Genomic DNA, 26,502 nt, shown 5'->3' with positions numbered 1-26,502 from the left:
GCTGCTAAGAGTGGTTTCCTTGAAACTCAGGATGTTATCTTCTGTGACATGATGGGCAGCAAGACATTCAACGCTTACAATGGTACCATAAATGAGAGCTTTAAGGCTGCACAGGATAATGGAGCCGAACTTTACAGTATCCGTTCCAGCACCACCCCTTCTTATTTTGATTACAATATCTCCGGTTGTGCTGAACCCGATCCAATCTGTACATATTATCAGGGAATCGACACTACTGACGAAGGTATTGAGAACGCTGAGAACCTTCTCAAGTACCTGGCAATAACCGATAAAGATCTCGTGAAAAGCGCTCTTATGAGCACCAGTTCTGTTGAAAGTGGAGAATTCCTGTTCGTTCTTGGTAGTGATTTCAATGAAGCGGACCTCATCAATGCTTCAGAGGATGTACAAATATCATCACTTTTGAACATCACCATCCTTACTAATGACGATATCATAGCAGAAGATTATGACTTTTCAACATATTCAATGATCTTTATTGAATCACAGGACGAAGCTGTTGTAGATGGCTGGACTTCAAGCATAAAATCTGCAAAATCCGGTGGTGCAATAGTCATTGGTTACAATTTGTCCTCTAACATAACATTGCCAAATGTTGACCTTTATTCAGACGGGTACACAGATATTGAGAGGTACTGGATACAGGGTGGAGAGGACAACATGAAGAATATGCTCATGTTCATGGGACATGAATTTGCGGGATTCTGGGGAAGTACTCTCATAGAAGATCCAGAGATAATCCAGCCAGAGGTGAATGTTACATACATCCTCAACCACGACAGCAGTGTCTATTATATAGATCTTGTACTTGATGAGAGGAACATTATCACAGACCGTTTCAATGTCAATGTCATGTCTGGTGAGGAAGCCATTAAAGGTACAATCAATATTTCAAACGAAGACGTAATTATCCTGTATATGATCGGATCTAATCAGCTTCCTTTGATCAAGGATGAACTACTTGAAGCACAGGCAAACGGAGCTGAGATCGGAACTTTTGGTATGCTTTCAGATATCTATGGAATTGCTACGTTTGATATGGAAAGTGATAACTATTCAGCACTTACCGATTATCTCTATAATGACGGATACGACAATATGGAGAACTGGATACGCAGGCTTGGAGCTACATTCGGTGATGTATACATAGAATATGCAGACCCGGCAGAGCCAGAGATTGCGGAAGATGGTATATATCACCCCGATGCGTTCCCAAGAATATTCGTCAACAGCAGGGAATATCTGGAATGGTATGCAGATCACGGCTACAATGAATCAGCACTCACAATAGGAGTAATTGGTAACAAGTTCGGCCAGACAGAACTTTCATTCAATTCGGAGAACGTCATTATCAGAGAGCTTGAATCACAAGGATGCAACGTTATCCATACAACATTTTCTGTGTGTACTGATGATGTAGATTATTTCATCAAGGACGGGGAAGTACTGGTTGATGCCATTATCTCAGTAAAAGGATTCTATCTGAACTATGACGATCATGAGAAAGGTGTGGAGTACCTGCAGGAAGTATACAACGTTCCTGTTTTAAAAGCTGTGCAGGATTACTATCAGTCACCAGAAGAATACATGAACAATACCCAAGGACTGGGTTCCAGCAGCATACCATGGCAGGTCACACAGCCTGAGATCGATGGTCTCACTGATTACATCTGGGTAGCCGGAAGGGTACATGATGAGGAAACTGAGCAGTATTACTATGAACCTCTGGATTATCAGGTAGAATGGATATGTGACAGAGCTATTGCCTGGGCAGAACTTGGAGAGATGAACAATTCTAACAAGAAGATAAGCATCATTTATTACAACCACGAAGGCGGTAAGAACAATATTGGTGCCAGCTACATGGATATTGGCTCAAGTTTCACACTGTTGATGGAAGGCATGAGAGCAGCCGGATATGACATAGGGAATGATACAATTCCAAATGGAAGCGAATTCATTGACCTGTTCATAACCAGTAGGAATGTCGGTTCATGGGCTCCCGGAGAGCTTGAAAAGGTTGTTGAAACTGGTTATGTGACGATGGTTCCTGTAGATGACTATCTTGTATTCTATAACGAGCTTCCTGAAAGCGTACGTGAAGAAGTAGAGGAAACATGGGGAGATGCTCCCGGAGAGATCATGACCTATGAGAACGAAAGCGGGAAGTACTTTGTCATACCAACCATACAGCTTGGTAACATCAATTTCATACCTCAGCCAACAAGGGCAGGACTTTCCGATGAGTCACTTATCTACCACAACTCTTCCATACCACCGACCCACCAGTATCTTGCAACATACTTCTGGATCAACAATGATTACGATGCAGATGCAATAATTCACTTTGGTACACACGGTACTCAGGAATGGCTGCCTGGCAAGGAAGTTGGACTCTGGAGATATGATTATCCATCCATCATGGTTGCCGAAACACCTGTTGTTTACCCGTACATCATGGATAACGTGGGAGAAGGTACACAGGCAAAGCGCCGTGGAAATGCAGTGATAATCGATCATCTGACACCTTCAATAGTAGAAGCCGGCCTCTATGGTGATTATTTAACAATGCATGAAAAAATCCACAATTATCTGAATGCCAAGAAAAATGATGACACCGAAATGATGGCAAGATATCGTGAAACAACGATACATCTCTATGATAATCTAAGTCTTGGAGAAGAGTTTGGTGTTTCAACCGAAGAATTGGAAGTCATGACAGACAGTGAGTATGAAACTTTTGTAGGTAGTGTCGTCCATATATATCTCCATGAACTGGAAGACACATTGATGCCTTATGGTCTTCACATATTCGGTGTCGCACCGGAAGGTGAGGCACTGGTCTCTATGGTTAGATCAATGCTCAGAAATGATTTCACAGATCATGTCTATGCTGTGTTACCACAAGATACTGCAGCACATCCTGATTATATAGAGGAAGACTGGATAGACCAGGCGGAATCTCATGCCAAGATGCTGCTGAATGCAACGTTGATTGATGGAATTAATGTTTCAGATGCCCAGATGCAGGTACTTGGTCTGACTGATGATAGTATTACAGAAGATCTGGAACTTGCACTTGAATATGCAGATAATCTTGAGCAGACAACCCGTGAGATCAGCCAGACCCTACGTGCCCTGAATGCCGAATACATTGAACCGGCAACAGGAAATGATCCAATCCGCAATCCGAGTGCGTTACCTACTGGAAACAACTTCTATAGTTTTGACCAGAGAATGATACCTGACGAGGAAACAGAAGCACAGGGTCGTGAAGTGATTAAAGCATGGCTTGATTCATATTATGCAGATAATGGAGAATATCCGAACAAGGTGGCATTCGTTCTGTGGTCGGTTGAAACCATGCGTCATGAAGGTTTGATGGAAGCCCAGATATACGAACTTCTTGGTGTCAAACCACAGAGAAGTTCAGGCAGGCTCAATGGTGAGTTTGAGACTATTTCCATTGACGAACTTGGACATCCGAGGATCGATGTGGTGCTCATACCTTCCGGTCTCTACCGTGACACTTTCCCATTCCAGCTTGAACTGATGGACACTGCGGTTAGAACGGTTGCTAATCTTAATGAGACCAATGCGACAAATTACGTGAGAATGAATTCACTTGCAATTGAAGATGCTATGCTTGAACTTGGTTATAATGAAAGTGTTTCACATTATATATCCAGGTCGAGGATTTTCAGTGAAGCACCCGGAACATACGGAACCGGTGTGCCGGAGGCTGTAGAAGCAAGTGACACATGGGATAATTCTACCGAGATAGCTGACCTGTTCATCTCCCGAATGTCAAACATTTATGGAGCAGATGTATGGGGCGTCAATTATGAAGATGTGTTCAAGCTCAACCTTGCCGGTGTAGATGCAGCAATACACAGTGATTCATCAAACCTCTATGGTCTCATGGACAACGATGATTTCTACCAGTACCTTGGCGGACTCGGTCTGGCTATAAGGTCACTTGGTGGTGATGTTTCATTGTTTGTTGCAGACTTTACCAGTGTGGATAATCCCGAAGTCATCACTCTTGGAGAAGCTTTCAGTAAGGAACTGGCAGCAAGATATCTCAATCCTAACTGGATAAACGGAATGATGGAGTATGATTATGCCGGTGCTAGGGAACTGATGAAAACTGTTGAATACATGTGGGGCTGGGAAGCAACGACCCCGTATCTGGTGACTGATTCGGATTGGAACAAGATATATGAAACCTATATTCTGGACTCACAGAATATAGGTGTGGATGATTTCCTGAAAGAAAATGCATACCAATACCAATCCATCACAGCCAGGATGATAGAAACCATAAGGAAAGAGTCATGGGATGCTTCTGACGAGGTTTTACAGAATCTGGTCAAAGAATATGTCCAGTCCGTAGTAGAGGATGGCGTCACCTGCTGCCACCATACCTGTGGAAATCCATTGCTGGATTCATATATACAGAATGTCATGACAACCACAGGAATTGTGGATGTAAGTACCATGGCAGAATACCAGAGGCTCATGCAGGAAGCGACACACAGGACAACCAGCACCGACTCCGCACCAACCGAAGTCAGCAATTCCAGAAGCAGCAGTTCTACTGGCACCGAGCTGAAGGTGACGGAATCCGGTTCAGGTTCATCCAACCGGACAATGGCGATGGATTCAGGAGCTGGAATGGATGTCAACTCACCGGTCGAGGACGCGACACAATCAACTCCTGACAATTATATAGAGGGCTATGAGATGACAAAGGAAAGTGTCACGAACACTGCTGAAAGTGGAAGTGGTTTCTCCGGTTCTGATGTTGTTGCTTCGGTCCTTGTACTTGCCGGAGTAGGGGCAATATATGTTGGATTTGTGAGAAGAAGGAAGTTCTAAACCACTTTTTGGGCGCATTTTTAAAAATGCGCCAGCTCTTTTTTTATATTCAAGAATCTATTGAATTGTTATATATACACGAACTATTCTTACCTTTAGTACTAATTAATGTTTATTTGAAACAAAAACACATTAGGATTTTTGTACAGATACAACTGAGTATGGTGGTAAATTGAAAAATCGAATGTGATCTACTTAGAGCAACATGTCATAATATAAGCGAAGAAATGAGGTCTAAAAAATATGTTCTTAATTTAATTTAATTTAATTTATGGGGAGATTTGAAAAACAGTGGTTGTGAACACTCCTGTGTAGCTGTCAGGCGAGTACAGGAGTGTTCTACACATTATCAGGTGATAACATGCAACAAAGAAGTATATTGGCTATAGTATTAAGTGTATTGTTGCTTGCAGCGCTAACAGGTGTTGCTTCAGCAACGGAACCTAAAACAAAGATAACTTACATCGCTTACAGCGAAAGTGAAGCGTTGAAGATAGCAAGTCAGGCAAACGATTACAGCAATCTCATTGAGTATAACTACATTGGTTTCTATAACGGCACATCCAAAACATTAAGTGATGAGATTATAGATGCAGCCGAGACAGGTTTCCTGGGAACGCAGGATGCGATTCTTATCAGTTCGTTCTACAGTGGCATTCTTAACAACGAAACCGTCATGAATGCCCTTGAAAATGCCCATGGTAGCGGGACAATGCTCTACAGCATAAAACCGATGGGGGCTACTCCGCCTGCATACTTCGATTACATGTCGGACGGAAAGACCAGTGATCCTATTGCAACATACTACAATAACATGGACACAGAAGGAGAAGGTCTGGAGAATGCAAAGGATCTGCTGTTATCCCTCACAATGAGGTCAAGGATCACTTACATCGCTTACAGCGAAAGTGAAGCGTTGGAGATAGCAAGTGAGACAAACGATCACAGCAATCTCATTGAGTATAACTACATTGGTTTCTATAACGGCACATCCAAAACATTAAGTGATGAGATTATAGATGCAGCCGAGACAGGTTTCCTAGCAACACAGGATGCGATTCTTATCAGTTCATTCTACAGTGGCATTCTTAACAACGAAACCGTCATGAATGCCCTTGAAAATGCCCATGGTAGCGGGACAATGCTCTACAGCATAAAACCGATGGGAACTACACCGCCTGCATACTTCGATTACATGTCGGACGGGAAGACCAGTGATCCTATTGCAACATACTACAATAACATGGGCACAGAAGGAGAAGCTCTGGAGAATGCAAAGAATCTGCTGTTATCCCTCACAATGAGGTCAAAAATCACTTACATCGCTTACAGTGGAAGCGATGCTCTTGAGATGGCAAGTCAGACTAATGATTACAGCGATATCATTGAGTATAACTACATTGGTTTCTATAACGGCACATCCAAAACATTAAGTGAAGAGATTATAGACGCAGCTAAGACGGGTTTCCTGGGAACGCAGGATGCGATTCTTATCAGTTCGTTCTACAGTGGCATTCTTAACAACGAAACCGTCATGAATGCCCTTGAAAATGCCCATGGTAGCGGGACAATGCTCTACAGCATAAAACCGATGGGAGCTACTCCGCCTGCATACTTCGATTACAGGTCAGACGGATATACCAGTGATCCTATTGCAACATACTACAATAACATGGGTGCAGAAGGTGAAGCACTGGAGAATGCAAAGGATCTGCTGTTATCCCTCACAATGAGGTCAAAGATTACTTACATCGCTTACAGTGGAAGCGATGCTCTTGAGATGGCAAGTCAGACTAATGATTACAGCAATCTTATTGAGTATAATTACATTGGATTCTATAACGTCACCTCCAAAACATTAAGTGACGAGATTATAGACGCAGCTGAGACAGGTTTCCTGGGAACACAGGATGTCATCTTAATAAGTAGTGGCGTTCTTAACAACAAAACCGTGATTAGTGCCCTTGAAAATGCCCATGACAACGGGACAATGCTCTACAGTATAAAACCGATCATACACAACTACATAGGAAGTTGCAGCGATTGTCATGTTAACGGAAACTGGACAATGCTCTACGGCATGGAACCTATGGGAACTACACAACCTGCATACTTCGATTACATGTCAGACGGATATACCAGTGATCCTATTGCAACATACTACAATAACATGGGCACAGAAGGAGAAGGTCTGGAGAATGCAAAGGATCTGCTGTTATCCCTCACAATGAGGTCAAGGATCACTTACATCGCTTACAGCGAAAGTGAAGCGTTGAAGATAGCAAGTCAGACTAATGATTACAGCGATCTCATTGAGTATAATTACATTGGTTTCTATAATGGCACATCCAAAACATTAAGTAAAGAGATTATAGACGCAGCATCTACTGGTTTCCTGGGGACACAGGATACAATTCTTATCAGTTCATTCTACAGTGGCATTCTTAACAACGAGACCATGATGAATGCCTTTGAAAATGCTCATGATAACGGGACAATGCTCTACAGCATAAAACCGATGGGAGCTACTCCGCCTGCATACTTCGATTACAGGTCAGACGGATATACCAGTGATCCTATTGCGACCTACTACAATAAGATGGGTACAGAAGGAGAAGCACTGGAGAATGCAAAGGACCTGCTGTTGTACCTTGCAACAGATTCTTCCGGTTTTGTGAAAACCACGACTAAGGGCAACACGAAGATTGATATGCGGGATTTTTTATTTGTTCTTGGCAATGACTTCAACAAAGCTGCCCTGAGCAATGTTTCGCAGGATACAAACATATCAGCTGAATTGAATCTAACAATCTTTGCAAGCGATGATCCTGTGCCGGAAGGGTTTGATTTTTCAAGTTATGGAATGATTTTCATTGAGTCACAGGATGAAGCTTTGGTAAATGATTGGAGTTCCAGCATAAAGTCTGCTAAAGCAGGCGGTGCAATGGTCATCGGATACAACCTCTCTTCAAACATCACCCTTACTAATGTCAATCTGTATTCAGATGAATACACTGACATCGAAAGATACTGGATACAGGGCGGAGAAGAGAACATGAAGGACATGCTTATGTTTATGGGACAGAATTTCACTGGTCTTTGGGAAGGTGAGGAGATTCCTGAACCTGTAATACTGCAGGAAAAAGTGAATATAACCTTCGTTATGGGTGTTAACTATCTGCAGTACAATCTTCAGACTGTCATTGATGAGAGAAGCATAATCACTGATCGCTTCAACATAAATATTATGACTGGTGAAGAGGCAGCTGCAAACCTAACTGATGCTACTGATCAGGATATTGTGATACTAAACATGATTAGTGTCGGTGACATCATATCATTGCAGGATGTATTATCTGAAGCAAAGGACAATGGTTCACTTATCAGTCTTGTAAGTAGCCTGGAGGACACGTCCGGTTTATCCAATCTAGACACTCTGAATCCTCCGCATAATGCAATTCTCAAATATATCGAAAATGGCGGGGCCACGAATATGGAGAATATGGTTCGTTATGCAGGAGCAGAGCTTTGTGTCGTATATATGGAATACTCTCCTGTGGCTCCTCCGGAAATTCCTGACAACGGAATCTACCATCCAGATGCATTCCCGCATGTATTCGAGGACAGTACCGAATATCTAGAGTGGTATGCAAACAGAACCGCCGATGAAGGCCACATCTATGACCCCGAAGCGCCTACAATCGGTATTATCAATTATGCAATTCAAAAAGAACCCATCTATTTAACAACCGATGATGCAGTAATCAGGAGTCTTGAGTCAAAGGGATGCAATGTAATCTACAGCACTCAGATAGTATGTAACGATGACGTGGACTATTTCACCAAAGATGGTGAAGTACTCATAGATGCCATAATCCACTTAAAAGCTTTCTATCTTAACTATGGTGATCCTGATGAGGGTGTTGAATATCTTAAGCAATATAATGTTCCCATACTGAAAGGTATACAGGATCCATATACAACACCGGAGGAATTCTACAACAGCACCCATGGAACTGATACTATGGCCCTTCCTTCCATGGTTACACAACCTGAAGTTGACGGATGCCTCGACTTCATATGGATAAGCGGAAGTGTGCCGAATCCGGCAGATCCTAAACAGGTGTATTACAAACCAATTATGTCACAGGTGGAATTCCTTTGTGACCGTGCGATAGGATGGGCGGAACTTGGAAAGGTCAGCAACGAGGACAAAAAAATTACTATTCTGTATTACAACCATGATGGAGGTAAGGAGAACATTGGTGCAAGTTACCTTGACATCGGAGAAAGTTTCACATTAATGCTTGAAAGGATGCAGGCAGAAGGTTACGATATAGGTAATGGTACTATACCAAATGGCAGCGAATTCATTGACCTGTTCATCACCAGCAGGAATGTAGGTGCATGGGCACCAGGGGAACTGGAGAAGGTCGTCGAATCCAGAATGGTAACTCTTTGGCCGGTGGAGGAATATCTTCCTTGGTATGAAGCGTTACCGGAATCTGTCAGAACTGAAGTTGAGGAAACCTGGGGTGAGGCTCCGGGAGATATCATGGTATATGAGAACGAGAGCGGAAAATACTTTGTGATGCCAACGGTCCAGCTTGGAAATGTCATCTTCATGCCACAACCAACAAAAGCCAAGCTTTCTGATGAATCACTCATATATCACAATTCCACAATACCGCTGACGCACCAGTATCTTGCAGCTTACTTCTGGATAAACCAGGTATATGATGCCGATGCAATCATTCACTTTGGAACACACGGTTCAATGGAATGGTCGCCAGGAAAAGAGATTGGACTCTGGGAATATGACTATCCGTCGATATGTGCGGATGACACACCTATCATATACCCGTACATCATGGACAATGTAGGTGAGGGTAGCCAGGCAAAACATCGTGGTTATGCTGTCATAATTGACCACCTGACCCCTCCGATAGTAGAGGCAGGCATCTATGGCGATTTAACAACCATACATGATAAAATACACAGCTACGGCAACGCTCTAAGCCTCAATGATACTGCAAAGGCAGCACTTTATCGTAACAGCACTATCGAGCTTTACGTAAATCTCTCACTGGAAAGTGATTTGGGAGTTTCTGCAGATGAACTCCAATCAATGTCTGAAGAAGAATTTGATGACTTTACAAGCAATACAGTACATGAATATCTCCATGCACTGCAGGACACCCTGATGCCTTACGGTATCCACACTTTTGGAGTGGCACCGGAAGATGAGAAACTTGTCTGTATGGTCAAATCCATTTTAGGTAGCGATCTCACCAATCACATATATAATGTGTTACCGAAGAACATTGGCAGTAAAGAAGACTGGAAAAACGAAGCAGATTCGGATGCCATGCTGCTTTTGAATGCAACCCTACTGTACGGTACAAATATATCAACTGCCCAGTTAGAGATACTTGGCTTTACGGATGACAGCATTACAGCAGATCTGGAGCTTGCGATAGAATATGCTGATAAACTGGACATGACAACACGTGAGATAGATCAGACAATTCGTGCACTCAACGCTGAGTATATCGAACCTGGGCCAGGGAACGATCCTATCCGTAACCCTGATGCTTTGCCAACCGGCAGGAACTTTTATGGCTTTGACCAGAGAAAATTCCCGGATGAGGAAACCAGCGCTATGGGTGCCATCCTTGCAGATCAGTTGCTGGTTCATTACTACAGCAACAATAATAACACGTATCCAAACAAGGTGTCATATGTCCTTTGGGCTATGGAAACACTGCGCCATGGCGGACTAATGGAAGCCCAGATACATTCCCTGCTGGGCGTCGAGCCTGTGAGAGATCAGGGACGTATTACCGGATTTAAGGTCATACCACTTGAAGATATGGACCATCCAAGGATTGATGTGCTTATTCACTCCTCCGGTCTATACCGTGATACGTTCCCATATCAGCTCCAGCTTATAGACGAGGCTGTCCGGATGGTTGCGGAACTCAATGAGACCAATGAAACTAACTACGTAAGATGGAATTCCCTGAAGATGGAAGAAGTGCTTATAGCAAACGGCTACAATGAAAGTGAAGCATATTATCTTTCAAGATCAAGAGTATTCGCTGAAGCACCTGGAAATTATGACAATAGAATGGAAGATGCAATCGCAGCAAGTAATACATGGGATAATGAATCCAAACTTGCCGACCTGTTCATATCGACATCTTCCTACATATACGGAAAAGATATCTGGGGCAATGGTAATGAAGATCTGTTCAAAATGAATCTGATGGATGTTGATGCTGCAGTACACAGTGATTCATCAAACCTGTTCGGTTTGCTTGACGCAGACGGCCACTACGGCTATCTTGGATCTATCGGGCTTACAATAAGGGTGCTTACAGGAGAAACGCCTGAATTGTATATAGCCAATCAGGAAAGTGCGGATAATCCTCAGATGATAACGCTGAATGAGGCATTCAGGAATGAGTTGCGTGCACGCAACTTCAATCCGAAATGGATAACAGGAATGATGGAGTCTGATTATGCGGGTGCCCGGCAGATGATGAAATTTGCTGAGTATTTATGGGGATGGGATGTGGTTACCCCGGATATGGTCACGGATTCGGACTGGAACGAGGTATACAACATTTACATCAAAGACAAGTACGACCTTGGTGTGGATGAATTCCTGAAGACTGAAAACCCATACCAGTATCAATCCATTACCGCCCGTATGTTGGAAACTATCCGTAAGGACTATTGGGATGCTTCAGATGAGATCACACAGAGCCTTGTGAAAGAATATGTTGAATCTGTTGTCAACGACGGTGTTACCTGCTGCCACCACACCTGTGGCAATCCTCTGCTGGATGAGTACATCCAGAGTGTTATGACTACAACCGGTATTGTAGATACTGCAACCATGAAAGAGTATCAGAGGCTCATGGAGGAAGCAACACACCGGACAAGTAACACTGACACGACACCAACAGAAACGGTCAGTAAGTCAAGAAGCAGCAGTTCCACAGGCACTGAGCTGAAGGTCACAGAAACTGGCTCTGGAGAAACAAACCAGACCATGATGACCGATTCGGGAGCCGGAATGGACCTTAACACACCTGCCCCGGAAGTTACAAAGTCAACTCCTGACAACTATGTTGAAGGCTATGAGATGACCAAGGAAAGTGTCACCAACCCTGAAACTTCAAGTGGTTTCTCAGGTTCTGACATACTGGCATCACTACTGGTGATTGCAGGTGTGGGTGCTATCTATGTTGGATTTGTGAGAAGAAGGAAGTTCTGAGGTTTCTTTGGCGCTTTTTAGAAAAAAGCGCCTTCTTTTTTATAATCATAAAAAAAAATCAATTCTTTTATATACACAAACTTATCTTATTTAAAATGCTAACTAACGTTATGCGTAAGCGAACTAATATAACTTATTTGTATTTCATGTTGATAGAAATGAAAATGGTGGTATTTGAAAAATCGAATATAGATTACTTATAACGACATGTTTCACACTATAGTAGAATAAATGGATTTTTAAAAGTATGGTCTTAACTTTGATTTATGATTAAAATACGAAAATAATGGTTGTGAACACTCCTGCGTAGCTTCCAGGCAATTACAGGAGTGTCCTACACATTACCGGGTGGTAATATGCAACAGAGAAGTATATTGGTAATAGTATTAAGTTTATTGTTGTTGACATCATTAACAGATGTTGCAGCGGCAGATGAACAGAAGATAAACATAATGTACATTGCATGGGCACCAAGTTCAGCTCTTGAAATGGCAAGCCAGAACAGCCATTTTGCTGAAGATATAAATTATATCTATATCCCATCTTTCAACACGACAACGTGGGCCGGTCCAAGTGACGAGCTCCTGGCGGCTGCAAACAGCGGACTTCTGGAAGAGCAGGACATAATATTCTGTGACATGCTGTCTGCTGCGGTATTCGAACCAATGGATACTGCCTTCAAACAAGCTCATAATTCCGGTGTTTCCTTACTGGACATAAATTCAATTGATACACCTGCTTATTTTGACTACGTCAGTGACGGAACATATGACGACACTATCTGTACATTATATAGTAACATGGGTACAACTACCGAAGATGAAAGACAGAGTGCCGAATATCTCCTAAGATCACTTGCTCAGGAATACGGCAACCATCCTGAGATCACAAATGATTGGGACAAGATCCGTGTGATGTGCATCGCATGGACACCAAATGCCGCCCTTCAGCTGGCTGCTGAGACTAACATGTACAGGGACATCATCGAATATACTTACATACCCTCATACAACACTACGACCTGGGCAGGTCCCAGTGATGAGCTCATAGCTGCAGGGAACACTGGACTTTTGAGTGAGCAGGACGTCATTTTTTGTGATATGCTCTCAGCATCTGTCTATGAACCTATAGAAGGCGCCTTCAGGAATGCAAGTGATAAAGGGACTGTGTTCATAGACCTCCGTTCGATAGACACACCTGAATACTTCGATCATGTGTATTCTGGTTCAGAAGATAATGAACTATGCAACCTGTACAATGGTATGGGAACAGGTACTGATGAAGAGCTAAAGAACTCTAAGAACTTCCTTATATTCCTGGCAAGTGAATATGCAAACCGTCCTGACATCACAGACGACTGGAAGAAAATTAACATCCTCTATATCGCCTGGACCCCAAGCCCGGCTCTCCAGCTGGCAAGTGAGATGGGTAGACATGTAGATGACATCAAATTCACATATGTCCCTTCATACAATACCTCAACCTGGGCAGGTCCCAGTGATGAGTTAATTGAAGCCGCAAACAGTGGCCTTCTTGATAAGCAAGATATCATTTTCTGTGACATGCTTTCAGCATCCATTTTTGAACCAATGAACAGTTCATTCTACAATGCTAAAAAGAGCGGTGCCTCGTTAGTTGATATCCGCTCGATGAACACACCATCTTACTTTGACTATGTATCCGACGGCTCAGCCGACGATCCGATCTGCAATTACTACAACAGCATGGGCATTGACACCGAAGAAGAGCAGCAGAATGCACACTCACTTCTGGAATATCTGGCTGTGGAATACGGGAACAAGGAAGAGATAACTGATGCCTGGAACAATAAGATAAGGATCATGTATATTGCATGGACCCCAAGCCCGGCCCTGGAGCTTGCAAGCCAGAACAACGTTCACAGCAATGAAATAGAATATACGTACATACCATCTTACAATACTACAACCTGGGCAGGGCCAAGTGATGAACTCCTTGAGGCGGTTGCCAGCGGTCTCATGGAAAAGCAGGACATAATTTTTTTTGACATGGTCACTGCAAGCATCTATGAGCCGCTGAACGACTCTCTGATGAATGCAAAGGCCAAAGGTGTGTCGTTCGTAGACATAAGGTCCATGAACACGCCCTCTTATTTTGATTACGTGTCCAACGGCTCAATTAATGATCAGATATGCAATTACTACAATAATATGGGTACCGGCACAGCAGTGGAGAAGAAGAATGCTGAGAACCTGCTGATATATCTTGCAAAAGAGTACGCCAACCATCCGGAGATAACTGATAACTGGGTAACCATCCGGGTGATGTACATTGCATGGACTCCAAGTGATGCTCTTGCCACTGCAAGTCAGACAAATCCATATAGCCAGAATATCGAGTACACCTATATAGAATCCTATAATACCACATCATGGGCAGGGCCAAGTGATGACCTGCTTGCTGCAGGCATGGGAGGACTGCTGGAACAGCAGGATGTGATATTCTGCGACATGCTCGCAGGTAACATCTTTGAACCCATAGACCAGTGGTTTAGAAGTGCACATAATAACGGTACTGTTCTGGTGGACATACGGTCCATGAACACACCTGAATACTTCGATTATGTGTACGAAGGTTCTGAGAACAATACCCTGTGCAACTATTACAATAATATGGGAACAGCCACCGATGCCCAGTTGAGGAATGCCGAGAATTTGCTGATATACCTCGCAAAGGAACTTGGCAACAACCCGGAATTAACAGATAGATGGGAGTATGTCACCTTAGGGCCCATAACACTTCCACAGATTGGTATTTACCATCCAGACTATGAAGGAAAGTACTTTGAGAGTACAGAGGAATACCTGGCATGGTATGAAGAGGACACAGGTACACATCATTTGTATGACCCCGGCAAGCCAACCATAGGCATATGGATGCACAGGTCCGATATGAAGGACGGCAATACAGGGGTTGTTGACGCCCTGGTAAGAGATATCGAATCCAAGGACTGTAATGTGATCTTAGGATTCGACACGTTTGATGATATTGTAAAATACTACTGTGATGAGAACAACAACTCACTCGTACAGTGTGTAATTTCGCAGAAGAGTTTCAGGCTGAACTACTTTGATAATGAGAAAGGATTACGTGAGCTGGAACAGCTTGATGTTCCTGTCCTCAGGGGGATCGTTGTTGAACAAACAAACACATTAGACCCTGCAGATGCAAACAGAGGCATACCCAACGGACAGGTAGTACGCAAGACAATCGGACCCAATGTTGATGGTATCTTCGAGTTCATAGTGGTTGGAGACAGCATATATGACCCTGACACCCAGACCAGTGAGTACATACCAAGGGCAGCACAGGTAGACTGGATCGTTAACAGGTCCATAAACTGGGCTGAGCTGAAACTTAAGGAGAACAAGGACAAAAAAATAGCACTTATTTACTACAACTATCCATCTGGCAAGGACAATATAGGTGCAAGTTACCTGGACACCATCTCAAGTATGAGACTACTACTCAACAAGATGGAAGAAAACGAGTTCAATGTTACGGATGTCCCTGATAATAACAGCCAGCTTCTTGAGATGATCTGGGCACAGGGTATCAATGCAGGCTCCTGGGCACCAGGTGTCATGAACGAAATGGTGGAGAAACGAGCCGAATGGGGATTGCAGCTCATACCCATGGAGACATACAGGCAATGGTTTGAAGAAGAGATACCTGAAGACCTGAGGAACAGCGTCATCGAGCAGTGGGGAGAGCCCTGGGCAGAGGAGTTGCCACAGAACAAGAGCCTCATGATATGGAAAGATAATGAGGGAGAGCAGTACATAGTTATACCTGCCGTTCAGTTTGGTGATGTGTGGATCATGCCACAACCTGCCCGTGGTTTCCTTCAGAATGACGATACCCTCTATCACAGCAGCATTGTACCACCACCACACCAGTACATTGCATTCTATCTCTGGCTGAACAAGGACTGGGATGCAGATGCTGTCATACATCTGGGTACCCACGGTACACATGAGTGGCTGCCAGGGCAGGCATACGGAATGAACCGCTCGGCTGAATGGGCGCCACTGCTGCTGCAGGATCTGCCAAACATCTACCCATACATAGTTGCAAACGTAGGAGAGGGTCTTACTGCCGAATACCGTGGTAATGCACTGATTATTGACCACATGACACCAACTCTTGAAAGGTCCGGTACCTACGGTGAACTTCTGAATATGTCACGTTTCATACAGGAATATTATGGACCTGAGATGTCACTGCAGACCAGGCAGGCATACCAGATGGCAATCATCGATGAGATGATAAAAGCCGGTGTAGATAGAGACCTTAAGGCCAATGCAACAGAACTCTATCTGTATGATGAGACACAGTTCGATCTGTTCGTCAGGAACATACTACATGAATATCTCGAGGATATAGAAGGAGAGAACATACCTTACGGGATGCATATTCTGGGAGAAGTGCCCTTAATTAATAGCACAGGTCCTTACAGGGATGAGCTTTCTGCTATGGTCAGGGCAATGATGAGCAGTTATTTTGAGGATAACATAACAGCAGCATTCTATCCTGCTGAGAAATATCCTCTTGGCATACCATTCAATGATACAAAGATCGACCTGCTGGTATGGGAAGTCATTACCAACGGAACAGAACCAAGTGATGCCCAGTTTATAATCTATGGAGAGGTGAATGAGTCACTAAATCTTGACCTTGAATTTGGTTTGTGGTGCAGGCAGAACCTGCTGGACAGTGCCATTGAGATCGATCGTGTCGTATGGGCACTCAGTGCCGGCTTCATTCCTGCAGGTTCCGGAACTGACCCGATCATGAATCCTAATGCTGTGCCCACAGGAAGGAACTTCTATGGTGTCAATCCTGAGCTTTATCCATCAGAAGCAACATGGAAACTTGGTAAGATACTTGCACAGCAATTGCTTGAGGATTACTATGAGAACCATGGAGAATATCCACGGAAAGTCTCTTTCTCAAGGTTTGGTGTGGAATTCATCAGGGACCATGGTACCCTGGAGGCAGAAGCACTGTACCTGCTGGGTGTACAGCCCGTGTGGGACAGGAACGGGAAGGTCATAGGTGTTGAATTGATACCTGAAGAGGAACTGCTTCCTAACTATGACTCATCTGTTGCCGGCAGACCACGTGTTGATATCGTTTATACCACTGCAGGTATGCGTGATGCGTTCCCGGACAAATTGAAGATGCTTGATGAGGCCACAAGGTTTGCAAACCTTGCAGAGCCAGGCAACTATCCGAACTATGTCAAGATCAGTACACAGGCAATCTATACTGAACTTTACGATTCCTTCCTGAAAAGCACTGGTAATGAGACATATGCTACAGAGATGGCAGGTAAACTGTCCACAATGCGCTGTTTCGCTGTCCGTGACGGAACATATGAGATTGCCGTTGGAAATGCTATCGAGGCCAGTGGTACATGGGAAAATGAATCTGAGATCGCTGAACTGTATCTTGACAAGATGGGATATGCCTATGGTACCGATCTCTGGGGATTTGACTGTTCTGAATTGCTAAAGGGTAACCTGAAGAATGTGGATGCTTCAGTACATTCGGATTCTTCTAACCTCTATGACACACTGGACAATGATGATTTCTTCCAGTACTTCGGTGGCCTGAACCTTGCTACAAGGTATGTGAGCGGGAAGACACCTGATATGTACGTTTCCGATACAAGGAATCCTGAACGTGCCGAAATGGTAGAGCTTGGCAGGTACATAAACATTAACATCCGCTCCAGGTACCTTAACGACAAGTGGATAGAGGGTATGATGGGGTCAGGTTATGCCGGTGGCAGGATGATGGCTGAATTTGTGGACAATCTATGGGGATGGGAAGTCTCCAATCCTGAACTTGTTGATGACAGCATGTGGGAAAATGTGTACAACAGATACATCAATGATGAAATGAAGGATTTCTTCAATTCAAACAACCCCGGTGCCTATCAGTCCATTACCGGCAGGATGCTGGAGGGTGTACGTAAAGGTTACATAGACTTGCCTGAGGATATAGTCAACAACCTTGTGAAAGAGTACATGGAATCTGTGGCTGAAAATGGGGCAACATGCTGTCACCACACCTGTGGAAATCCGTTGCTGGATGATTTTGTGCAGGGTAATATGGGAGCAGCCGGGATTAGCCAGGAAGTACAGGATACATACAAGAAGCAATTGTATGATGCAACATTGAGAGAAGAACTTCAGACACAACAGCCAGAAACAACATCATCTGCACCTACCAGAAGCAGTTCAGGTGGTAGTAGTTCAACTGGTTCCGAGTTAAAGATCGTTGAGTCGGGTTCTGGCTCATCCAACCAGACTGCACAATCCAATAATGGTGCAGGCATGGATATGAACTCGCCTGTACAGGATTCTGCGAAGTCGACTCCTGACAACTATGTAGAAGGCTATGAGATGACAAAGGAGTCAATTGATCCGGAATCTGAAAGCAGTAGTTTTTCTTTTACAGGATCAGATATAATAGCATCTGTTCTGGTGCTTGCTGGTGTAGGGGCAATTTACCTTGGATTTGTGAGAAGAAAGAAGTTCTAAATAAGGTTTGTTTGGCGCATTTTACAAAAATGCGCCTTCTATCTATTATGAAACAGAGGGAATTGCAAAACAGAAAACAACTAAATTTGTTTTAAATCAATTGATATTTAATTGGTGGTGAAGTACGATATGATATTAAAGAACATTCGAGAATACAATACAATCTTTACAGCGTTTCTCATTTTAACTTTACTAACTACAACAATATGTACTGCCGCAGAGATCAGTGGGAACAATGCAACAGAAACAACAGGTAACATTGAAGGAACATTCTCAGCGGAAACAAACATTATGAATGCTTCCGGTGTAATGATAATACCGGAAACAGATATAAGACCAAAAATAAGTTACGTGCTATCCCGTCCTTATGAAATAAGTTTCATGGAAAAAGTGGCAGCAGATCCGGAAATAAGTACTCAGATGAATATCAGCATGTACCTTGGAACTTCATATGCAGATCTGAGCTTTAACCTTCGTGACAGTGATCTAGTCCTCATGTCAAATCTTGACTCCTATGTGATCGAGGCAATCACTCCGACAGTTAACGATGCTAAAAATAATGGAGCCTACGTCATTTCCCTTGGAGATACACTTCAAAAGTGGGGACTGCATAACGTCAATACATCGACTCCTGAATACTCCGACATTCCGTTGTACATGCAGTATGTATCGGAAACAAACATGTATGGCTTAAATACTTTCATTGGAGCGACGTTCTTTGGCCTGGATTATACCATCGCTGAGCCTCTGCAAAGGCCGATATATGGCATATATCATCCAGTTGCACCGCTGATATACGATGATTTGCAGGACTATCTGGACTGGTACGAAGCAAGCGGCACCTACGACCCGGAAAGACCTACTGTTGCAATAATTATTGACAGCTTCGCATATGTGGAAAGGGACATGCCGCTGCTTGACTCCCTGGTAGAGAAGATCGAAAGCAACGACTGCAATGTCATAGTAGTGACATATTCTTACAAGGACAGCAAGTCAATGAGCTACCTGATGATGGATAACAAGTCTGTAGCTGACGTTGCGATTGTTATCTCCCGAGGCTCACGCCTTCATTACAATAATAATGAACAAGGAATTGCCAATCTTCAAACACTGAACATCACTGTCATGAACGGAGCACGTCTCTTTTCCGGAGTGAGTGTAGAAGAATGGGAGAACAGCGTTCATGGAGTACCACCTGACCAGCAGTACCAGGTAGCCTACGCAGAACTTGACGGGATCATCGAGCCCATAGTCATCAGCGGTAAAGCCATCAATGAAGCAACTGCTATTGAATACAATCGGCCAATAGATTACCAGATAGAATGGCTGATCCAGCGAGCAAAAGCCTGGGCACAGCTGCACGAGAAAGCAAATTCTGAGAAGAAGATCTTAATCCCTTACTATAACCCTGAAGGTGGTAAGGCCGACATTGGAGCAGACATTGATTACTACCTTGATGCACAAGCAAGCCTTGCAAACCTGCTGCAGGCCATGAACGACAGGGGATACAACACAGGCAATGAACAACTTCCCAATGCAACAGAGCTTGCTGCCATGATGGTTGAGAGAGGACATAACATTGGCAGCTGGGCTCCCGGAGAGCTAGAGAAATGTGTTGAGAACGGCAGTACCATACTCATTCCTGAATCCCAATACCTGAGCTGGTTTGAAGAACTTGCCGAGGATAAGCAGGAGGAAATGGTATCAATGTGGGGAGATGCACCCGGAAACATCATGATCTATGAGAACTCCACAGACAGGTACATTGTCATACCAGTACTGCAATTCGGTAACATACTCCTTACACCGGATCCTCAGCATGGCTGGTCTTCAAGTGAAGAGACGATGTACCACAATGCTTCATACCCGCCAACGCACCAGTGCTTTGCATTCTACAAGTATATGGCAACAGAATACGATGCAGATGCGATTTTCAGCATTTTCTCAAGCATTGAACTTATGCCGGGGAAAGAATGCGGACTTTCCGCAAAGGACTGGGGAGCGCTTCTGATGCAGGATATGCCGCACATCCATGTACTTCCTATGGATGCAGAAGGCGTTTTTGATAAAAGGAGAGGCAACATGCTTATAATAGATTTCATGACTCCGACACTTGTGCCGGCCGGTATCTATGGTGAACTTGCCAATCTGCAGCAAGATATAACTCTCTTCAACCAGGCATCTGACAGTGCAGTAAAGGAAATCCACAGGCAGAATATTCTTAACCAGACCCGGGAGCTTGGGCTTGACTATGACCTTAGCGTTGACCTGGAAGCAATTGCAGAAAACACAACACGTACGGATTTATTCATAGATGAGCTTGCAAACTACCTGTATGAGCTGAAGACTGCCTACATGCCATATGGATCCCATATACTGGGTGAGATCCCAGAAGGGGAAAGCCTTGTCATGCTCATAAAAGGTATGCTTGGAGATGATTTTGTAAACCATGCTACAGCAGCCGGCGGAAGTGAGGAACTTGCGGTTGCACTGCTTAATGAAATTATATTGAACTCCACTTCTCCTCACGATGCACAGGTAATGATACTTGGCCAGAACTATACGGATATTGATGCAGATCTGGAGCTGGCACAGGAGTATCTACAGAGGATAATGGACTCAAGCTGTGAGATCACAAAGATACTGGATGCACTTGACAGTACTTATATCACCCCCGGTCCTTCGGGAGACCCTATTCGCAACCCAGATGCTTTGCCAACCGGAAGGGACCTCTGCACCTTTGATGACAGGCTCATCCCGACAAAAGCAGCGTGGACTGTTGGGTCGCAGCTTGCAGAGGATATGCTGGAATTGAAACTTGAAGAAGATGAGCAGTATCCTGAAAAGATAGCTTTCCTCCTTTGGTCTGTGGAAACTACAAGGAATCAGGGTGTTATGGAATCTGAGATATTCAAACTGCTTGGTGTGGAGCCACAACACAACACCAAAACCAACAGGATTTCCGGTCTCCGGCTCATGAACTCCACAGAACTTGGCAGACCAAGGATAGACGTGCTGGTAGTGACATCCGGACTTTACCGCGATGTGTATCCAAACCAGATAGAGCTCATCGATGAAGCTATAAGGATGGCTGCAGCGGCTGATAATGATACATACCCGAACTATGTGAGAATTCATTCCAATGAAACCTACCTGGCACTTATCGAAAGTGGATACAATGAGTCACTTGCCTACAACCTCTCGGTTTCGAGGATATTCTGTCCGTCTTCCGGGGCATATACCCCAGGTATTCAGGAAATAGCCGGCGGTGGCACATGGGACGATACCGATGAGATAGCATCTCTCTACATTGACAGGATGGGATATCTCTATGGACAGAAACTATGGGGGGAGCACTATTCCGATGTGTTCGAACTGAACCTTGCAAACGTAGATACTGCTGTATTCAGCCGCACATCGAACCTTTATGGTGTACTTGACCACAACATGGTGGCTGCTTATTTTGGTGGTCTGAGCCTGGCCGTTGAAAGTGTCAGCGGCAACGCGCCGGATATGTACATTAACGACCTTAGCGGTTCTGCAGAGATTGAAACCCTGACCGAGTTCCTCTATAAGGACCTGCGTTCACGATATCTGAATCCATACTGGATAGAGGGGATGATGGGCAACGGCTTTGACGGCACAAGATATATGGACTCGGTCTTTGAGGTAATACAGCTATGGGATGTAACAACTACAGGATTGATCACGGATGATGTATGGAATGGGCTGTATGAAACATATTTCTTAGATAAATATGAAACCGGAGTTACTGAGTACCTTAAATCCACAAACCCGTATGCTTACCAGTCAATGGCGGCTACTGCACTGGAATCTGCCCGTATAGGCAATTGGGATGCTTCCAATAAGGTGCTGCAGAACCTTGTAAAAGAGTATGTTGAATCAACAGTAGACAACGGTGTTACCTGCTGCCACCATACCTGTGGTAATCCACTTCTGGATGAATTCGTCCAGAGTATGATGACCACAACTGGTGTTGTTGATGCTGCTACTGCCGCAGAATATCAGAGGCTCATGCAGGAAGCAACACACAGGATCACCAGCACAGAGCCGGCACCAACAGAGACTGTCAGCAAAAGCAGAGGCGGAAGCTCTTCCGGTTCTAAGTTAAGTGTCACAGATTCAGGTGCTACAGCAGCAAACCAGACAACGGCAGATTCAGGAGCCGGAAAGGATCTAAGTACACCAGCTACAGAATCTCCGAAATCGACCCCTGACAACTATGTGGAAGGCTACGAGATGACTCCTGAAGCTGTCCCGCAGACAGAAACAGGAAGCAGTATCTCTTTCTCAGGATCGGAGATACTAGCTTCATTGTTGGTGCTTTCGGGTGTTGGAGCGATTTATGTGGGATTTGTAAGAAGGAGGAAATTCTAAAGTATGGTTTGGCGCTTTTGTACTGTAAAGCGCCTTTTTTTGCCAATAACGATCAGATATTGTTGAAAATACATCGTAAATATATTATTTTTTTATATGTTCCCTGTGTTTTATATACAAGTATGCCTGAATATATTTACTGTTTACATATTACTAATCCTATACTCCATCATAAAAAAAAGGAACGGAGAACATGGTTGGAAAAACTGTATTATTCTTATCTATCATCGTAATTCTGCTATCTCCCCTGGCCTCTTCGGCCAGCGGCGAGAATACGATCTTCCTGAGATCAGGCAACATAAATACCGATCTGCTATCTGAAATCAATGGATCTGAATATAGTGATATCAAAACATCCTCAATCTCCGAACTTGAAGATGACTCTGCATATGGATATTATATCGTTCAATTTGAAGGGCCTATTCGGGAGGAATGGAAAAGTGAAGTACAAAACACTGGCGCTGAGTTCTTTGATTATGTTCCTGACAATGCTTTTGTGCTCAGGATGAATGTAAATGAGAGGGATCTAGTAGAATCACTTGAATTTGTACACTGGACAGGGGAATACCTACCTGAATACAAATACACATCAGAAGTTGTAAATTTGGTTGATACCTCCATACAATCCGGATCAGGAGAAGTTATTGATCTCTTAATATTCCTTTTTGATCCGGATGAAAGCCCTGAGGTAGTAGCCAGGATAGTATACCTGGAGGGACTTATTCTTGAAAACTCAGGTAACCATCTAAGGATTCAGATCCCGTCATACAATGTAGAAAATCTTGCTTCTATCAACGGGATAAGCTGGATAGAGCCATATGCAGAACTCTCTATTTCTAATGATGTTGCAGCAGGTCTTATTAATATAAGATCCGTGCACAATACACTAAGCTTGAAAGGCAACGGACAGATAGTTGCCGTATGTGATACAGGACTTGATACCGGCATTAATGATAATTCAATGCATGCCGATATCCGGGGCAGGATACTGAGCATTGCAGACTTTTCCGTTGATGGTGCTGCAGATATCAGTGGTCATGGAACTCATGTGGTCGGATCCTTGCTTGGTAACGGGGCAATGTCAGATGGGCAATATACCGGGATGGCTCCCCAGGCATCACTTGTATTTCAGGCAGTTGAAACTGATAGTGGTGCTTTGAACATTCCAACTGACCTTAATAAAATATTCTTGCCTGCATACAATGCCGGTGCAAGGATTCACAGCAATAGCTGGGGTTCTGAAAATAATGGCCGCTACGATGGATATTCCTATTATGTGGATCAGTTCTCATGGAACCATCCTGATATGCTAATAATAGTCTCTGCAGGTAATGACGGGGAAGACGTCGATATTGACGGTGTTATTGACCCGGATTCGTTGAACACGCCTGCTACAGCAAAGAACTGTATTGCTGTCGGGGCATCTGAAAGTGAAAGAGGAGATACTTTTTCCAGTGGCTCATACTCAACATGGGGCACACGTTGGGCCTCGTTGTTCCCCACAAATCCGATATATAGTGATTATATGGCTGACGACAGCGAAGGAATAGCCGCATTCAGCAGCAGGGGACCTACAGACGATGGAAGGATCAAACCTGATATTGTTGCTCCCGGCACTTTCATAATATCTACAAAGTCAAGCCAGGCAAGCTGGTACGACTGGGGTGCCCTTTCAGAGAATCCAAATTATGCCTATATGGGAGGCACAAGTATGTCAGCACCAATTGTTGCCGGTGCTGCTGCACTGGTGCGTGAATACTATATGGAGATAGAAGGTCTTGAAAACCCAAGTGCTGCGTTGATAAAAGCAACCCTGCTCAACGGCGCATATAATATGACACCGGGGCAATATGAAGAGAGTGCTGCACAGGAGATTTCCGGCAGGCCGGATTATTCCCAGGGATGGGGACGTCTTGATGTTGAGAACTCGATACTTGTGCCCTATCCAGAAGTGATTGCATATTTTGACGGTATATCCCTGTCTACTTCACAATCCTGGAATCACACCTATGACTATGTAAAAGGAAATGAGCCTTTAAGAGCAACCCTCGCATGGACCGATTATCCGGGAGCGGTCTTTTCGTCGAAAAACCTTATCAATGATCTGGATATGACGATATCCACACCTTCCGGATCATACTACGGCAACAACGCTCCTGACCGTACAAATAATGTTGAAGGAATTGAACTGGAAAACATTGTTGAAGGAAACCAGATAATCACAATTATCGGACACAATGTAATCCACGGACCGCAACCTTTTGCCCTGGTCCTGTCGTTCACCTGTAACAACAACGAGTTTCCATCTCCCGGCTCCTATGTCTCAAACAGCAGTACACCGGTATCAACCGATCTTGTACATCCGGTTGGAGTGAACCCGACTTCCATTCAAATGATGATCAATGATATACCTGTCAGTTTCAGTACAGTACCTATATCCGGTGGATACAGTATATCATATAATACGCCGACTCCTTACCCTGCAGGTGAATATAACGTATCGGTCACAGCCCTGACGGATACCGGTCAGCAATTCTCCTATAACTGGAAATTCACCGTCACATCCAGCTCATCCAAATTGATCACCGGTTTTAGTTTTGAAGAACTTGCAGTTACTGGCGAGATCAATGAAGCTGCAAGGACCATAAGCATTACAGTGCCTTATGGAACTGATGTAAAAAGCCTGACTCCAACCATTGTTCATACGGGAGCAAGCATAACACCAGGAAGCGGAGTAGCGCAGGACTTCACTAACCCGGTCACTTACACGGTAGCAGCAGAGGACGAGACAACCCGGAGTTATGCGGTAACAGTGACATCATTGCTGAACCCGGCGAAATCAATAACCAGTTTCAGCTTTACTGACCCTACAGTTGCTGGTGTTATTAACGAAGCTGCAAGGACCATAAGCATTACAGTTCCTTATGGAACTGATGTAACAGGTCTGACTCCAACCATTGTTCATACGGGAGCAAGCATAACACCAGGAAGCGGAGTAGCACAGGATTTCACTAACCCGGTCACTTACACGGTAACAGCAGAGGACGAGACAACCCGGAGTTATGCGGTAACAGTGACATCATTGCTGAACCCGGCTAAATCAATTACAGGTTTCAGCTTTACTGACCCTGCAGTTGCTGGTGTTATTAACGAAGCTGCAAGGACCATAAGCATTACAGTGCCTTATGGAACTGATGTAACAGGTCTGACTCCAACCATTGTTCATACGGGAGCAAGCATAACACCCGGGAATGGAATAGCACAGGACTTCACTAACCCGGTCACTTACACGGTAACAGCAGAGGACGGAACAACCCGGAGTTATAC

Annotated in this window: 5 protein-coding genes; all 5 read left to right on the top strand. The window is 44.1% G+C overall.

Translation table 11 applies throughout. The features are described 5' to 3' along the window. Positions 1 to 4,902 (top strand): cobaltochelatase subunit CobN (locus tag BB781_RS09585; RefSeq protein WP_242492606.1); only part of this gene is annotated, 4,902 nt, incomplete at its 5' end. Between the two features lie 361 nt (positions 4,903 to 5,263). Then, the gene (locus BB781_RS09580) at positions 5,264 to 12,187 is read left to right on the top strand and encodes a cobaltochelatase subunit CobN (protein ID WP_242492605.1); all 6,924 of its coding nucleotides are present in this window, start codon (positions 5,264 to 5,266) and stop codon (positions 12,185 to 12,187) included. A 356-nt stretch (positions 12,188 to 12,543) separates the two neighbouring features. Continuing rightward, positions 12,544 to 18,777 (top strand): cobaltochelatase subunit CobN, encoded by a 6,234-nt coding sequence (locus BB781_RS09575; protein ID WP_242492604.1) that lies wholly within the window; start codon positions 12,544 to 12,546, stop codon positions 18,775 to 18,777. A 129-nt stretch (positions 18,778 to 18,906) separates the two neighbouring features. Further along, on the top strand, positions 18,907 to 23,175 hold the full coding sequence (locus BB781_RS09570; protein WP_094228272.1) for a cobaltochelatase subunit CobN: 4,269 nt from the start codon (positions 18,907 to 18,909) through the stop codon (positions 23,173 to 23,175). Positions 23,176 to 23,368: 193 nt separating this feature from the next. Beyond that, a partial coding sequence (locus BB781_RS09565; RefSeq protein ID WP_164997839.1) for a S8 family serine peptidase occupies positions 23,369 to 26,502 on the top strand: 3,134 nt, incomplete at its 3' end.

The sequence above is a fragment of the Methanolobus psychrotolerans genome, from assembly GCF_002243045.1.
In the GTDB taxonomy this organism is placed as follows: Archaea; Halobacteriota; Methanosarcinia; order Methanosarcinales; family Methanosarcinaceae; genus Methanolobus; species Methanolobus psychrotolerans.
This window is presented reverse-complemented; position numbering and strand designations above follow the sequence as displayed.

Excerpts from the sequence above, each read along its gene's own strand:
- BB781_RS09580 (WP_242492605.1), top strand. The coding sequence starts at position 5,264 with ATGCAACAAAGAAGTATATTGGCTATAGTATTAAGTGTATTGTTGCTT.
- BB781_RS09575 (WP_242492604.1), top strand. The coding sequence starts at position 12,544 with ATGCAACAGAGAAGTATATTGGTAATAGTATTAAGTTTATTGTTGTTG.
- BB781_RS09570 (WP_094228272.1), top strand. The coding sequence starts at position 18,907 with ATGATATTAAAGAACATTCGAGAATACAATACAATCTTTACAGCGTTT.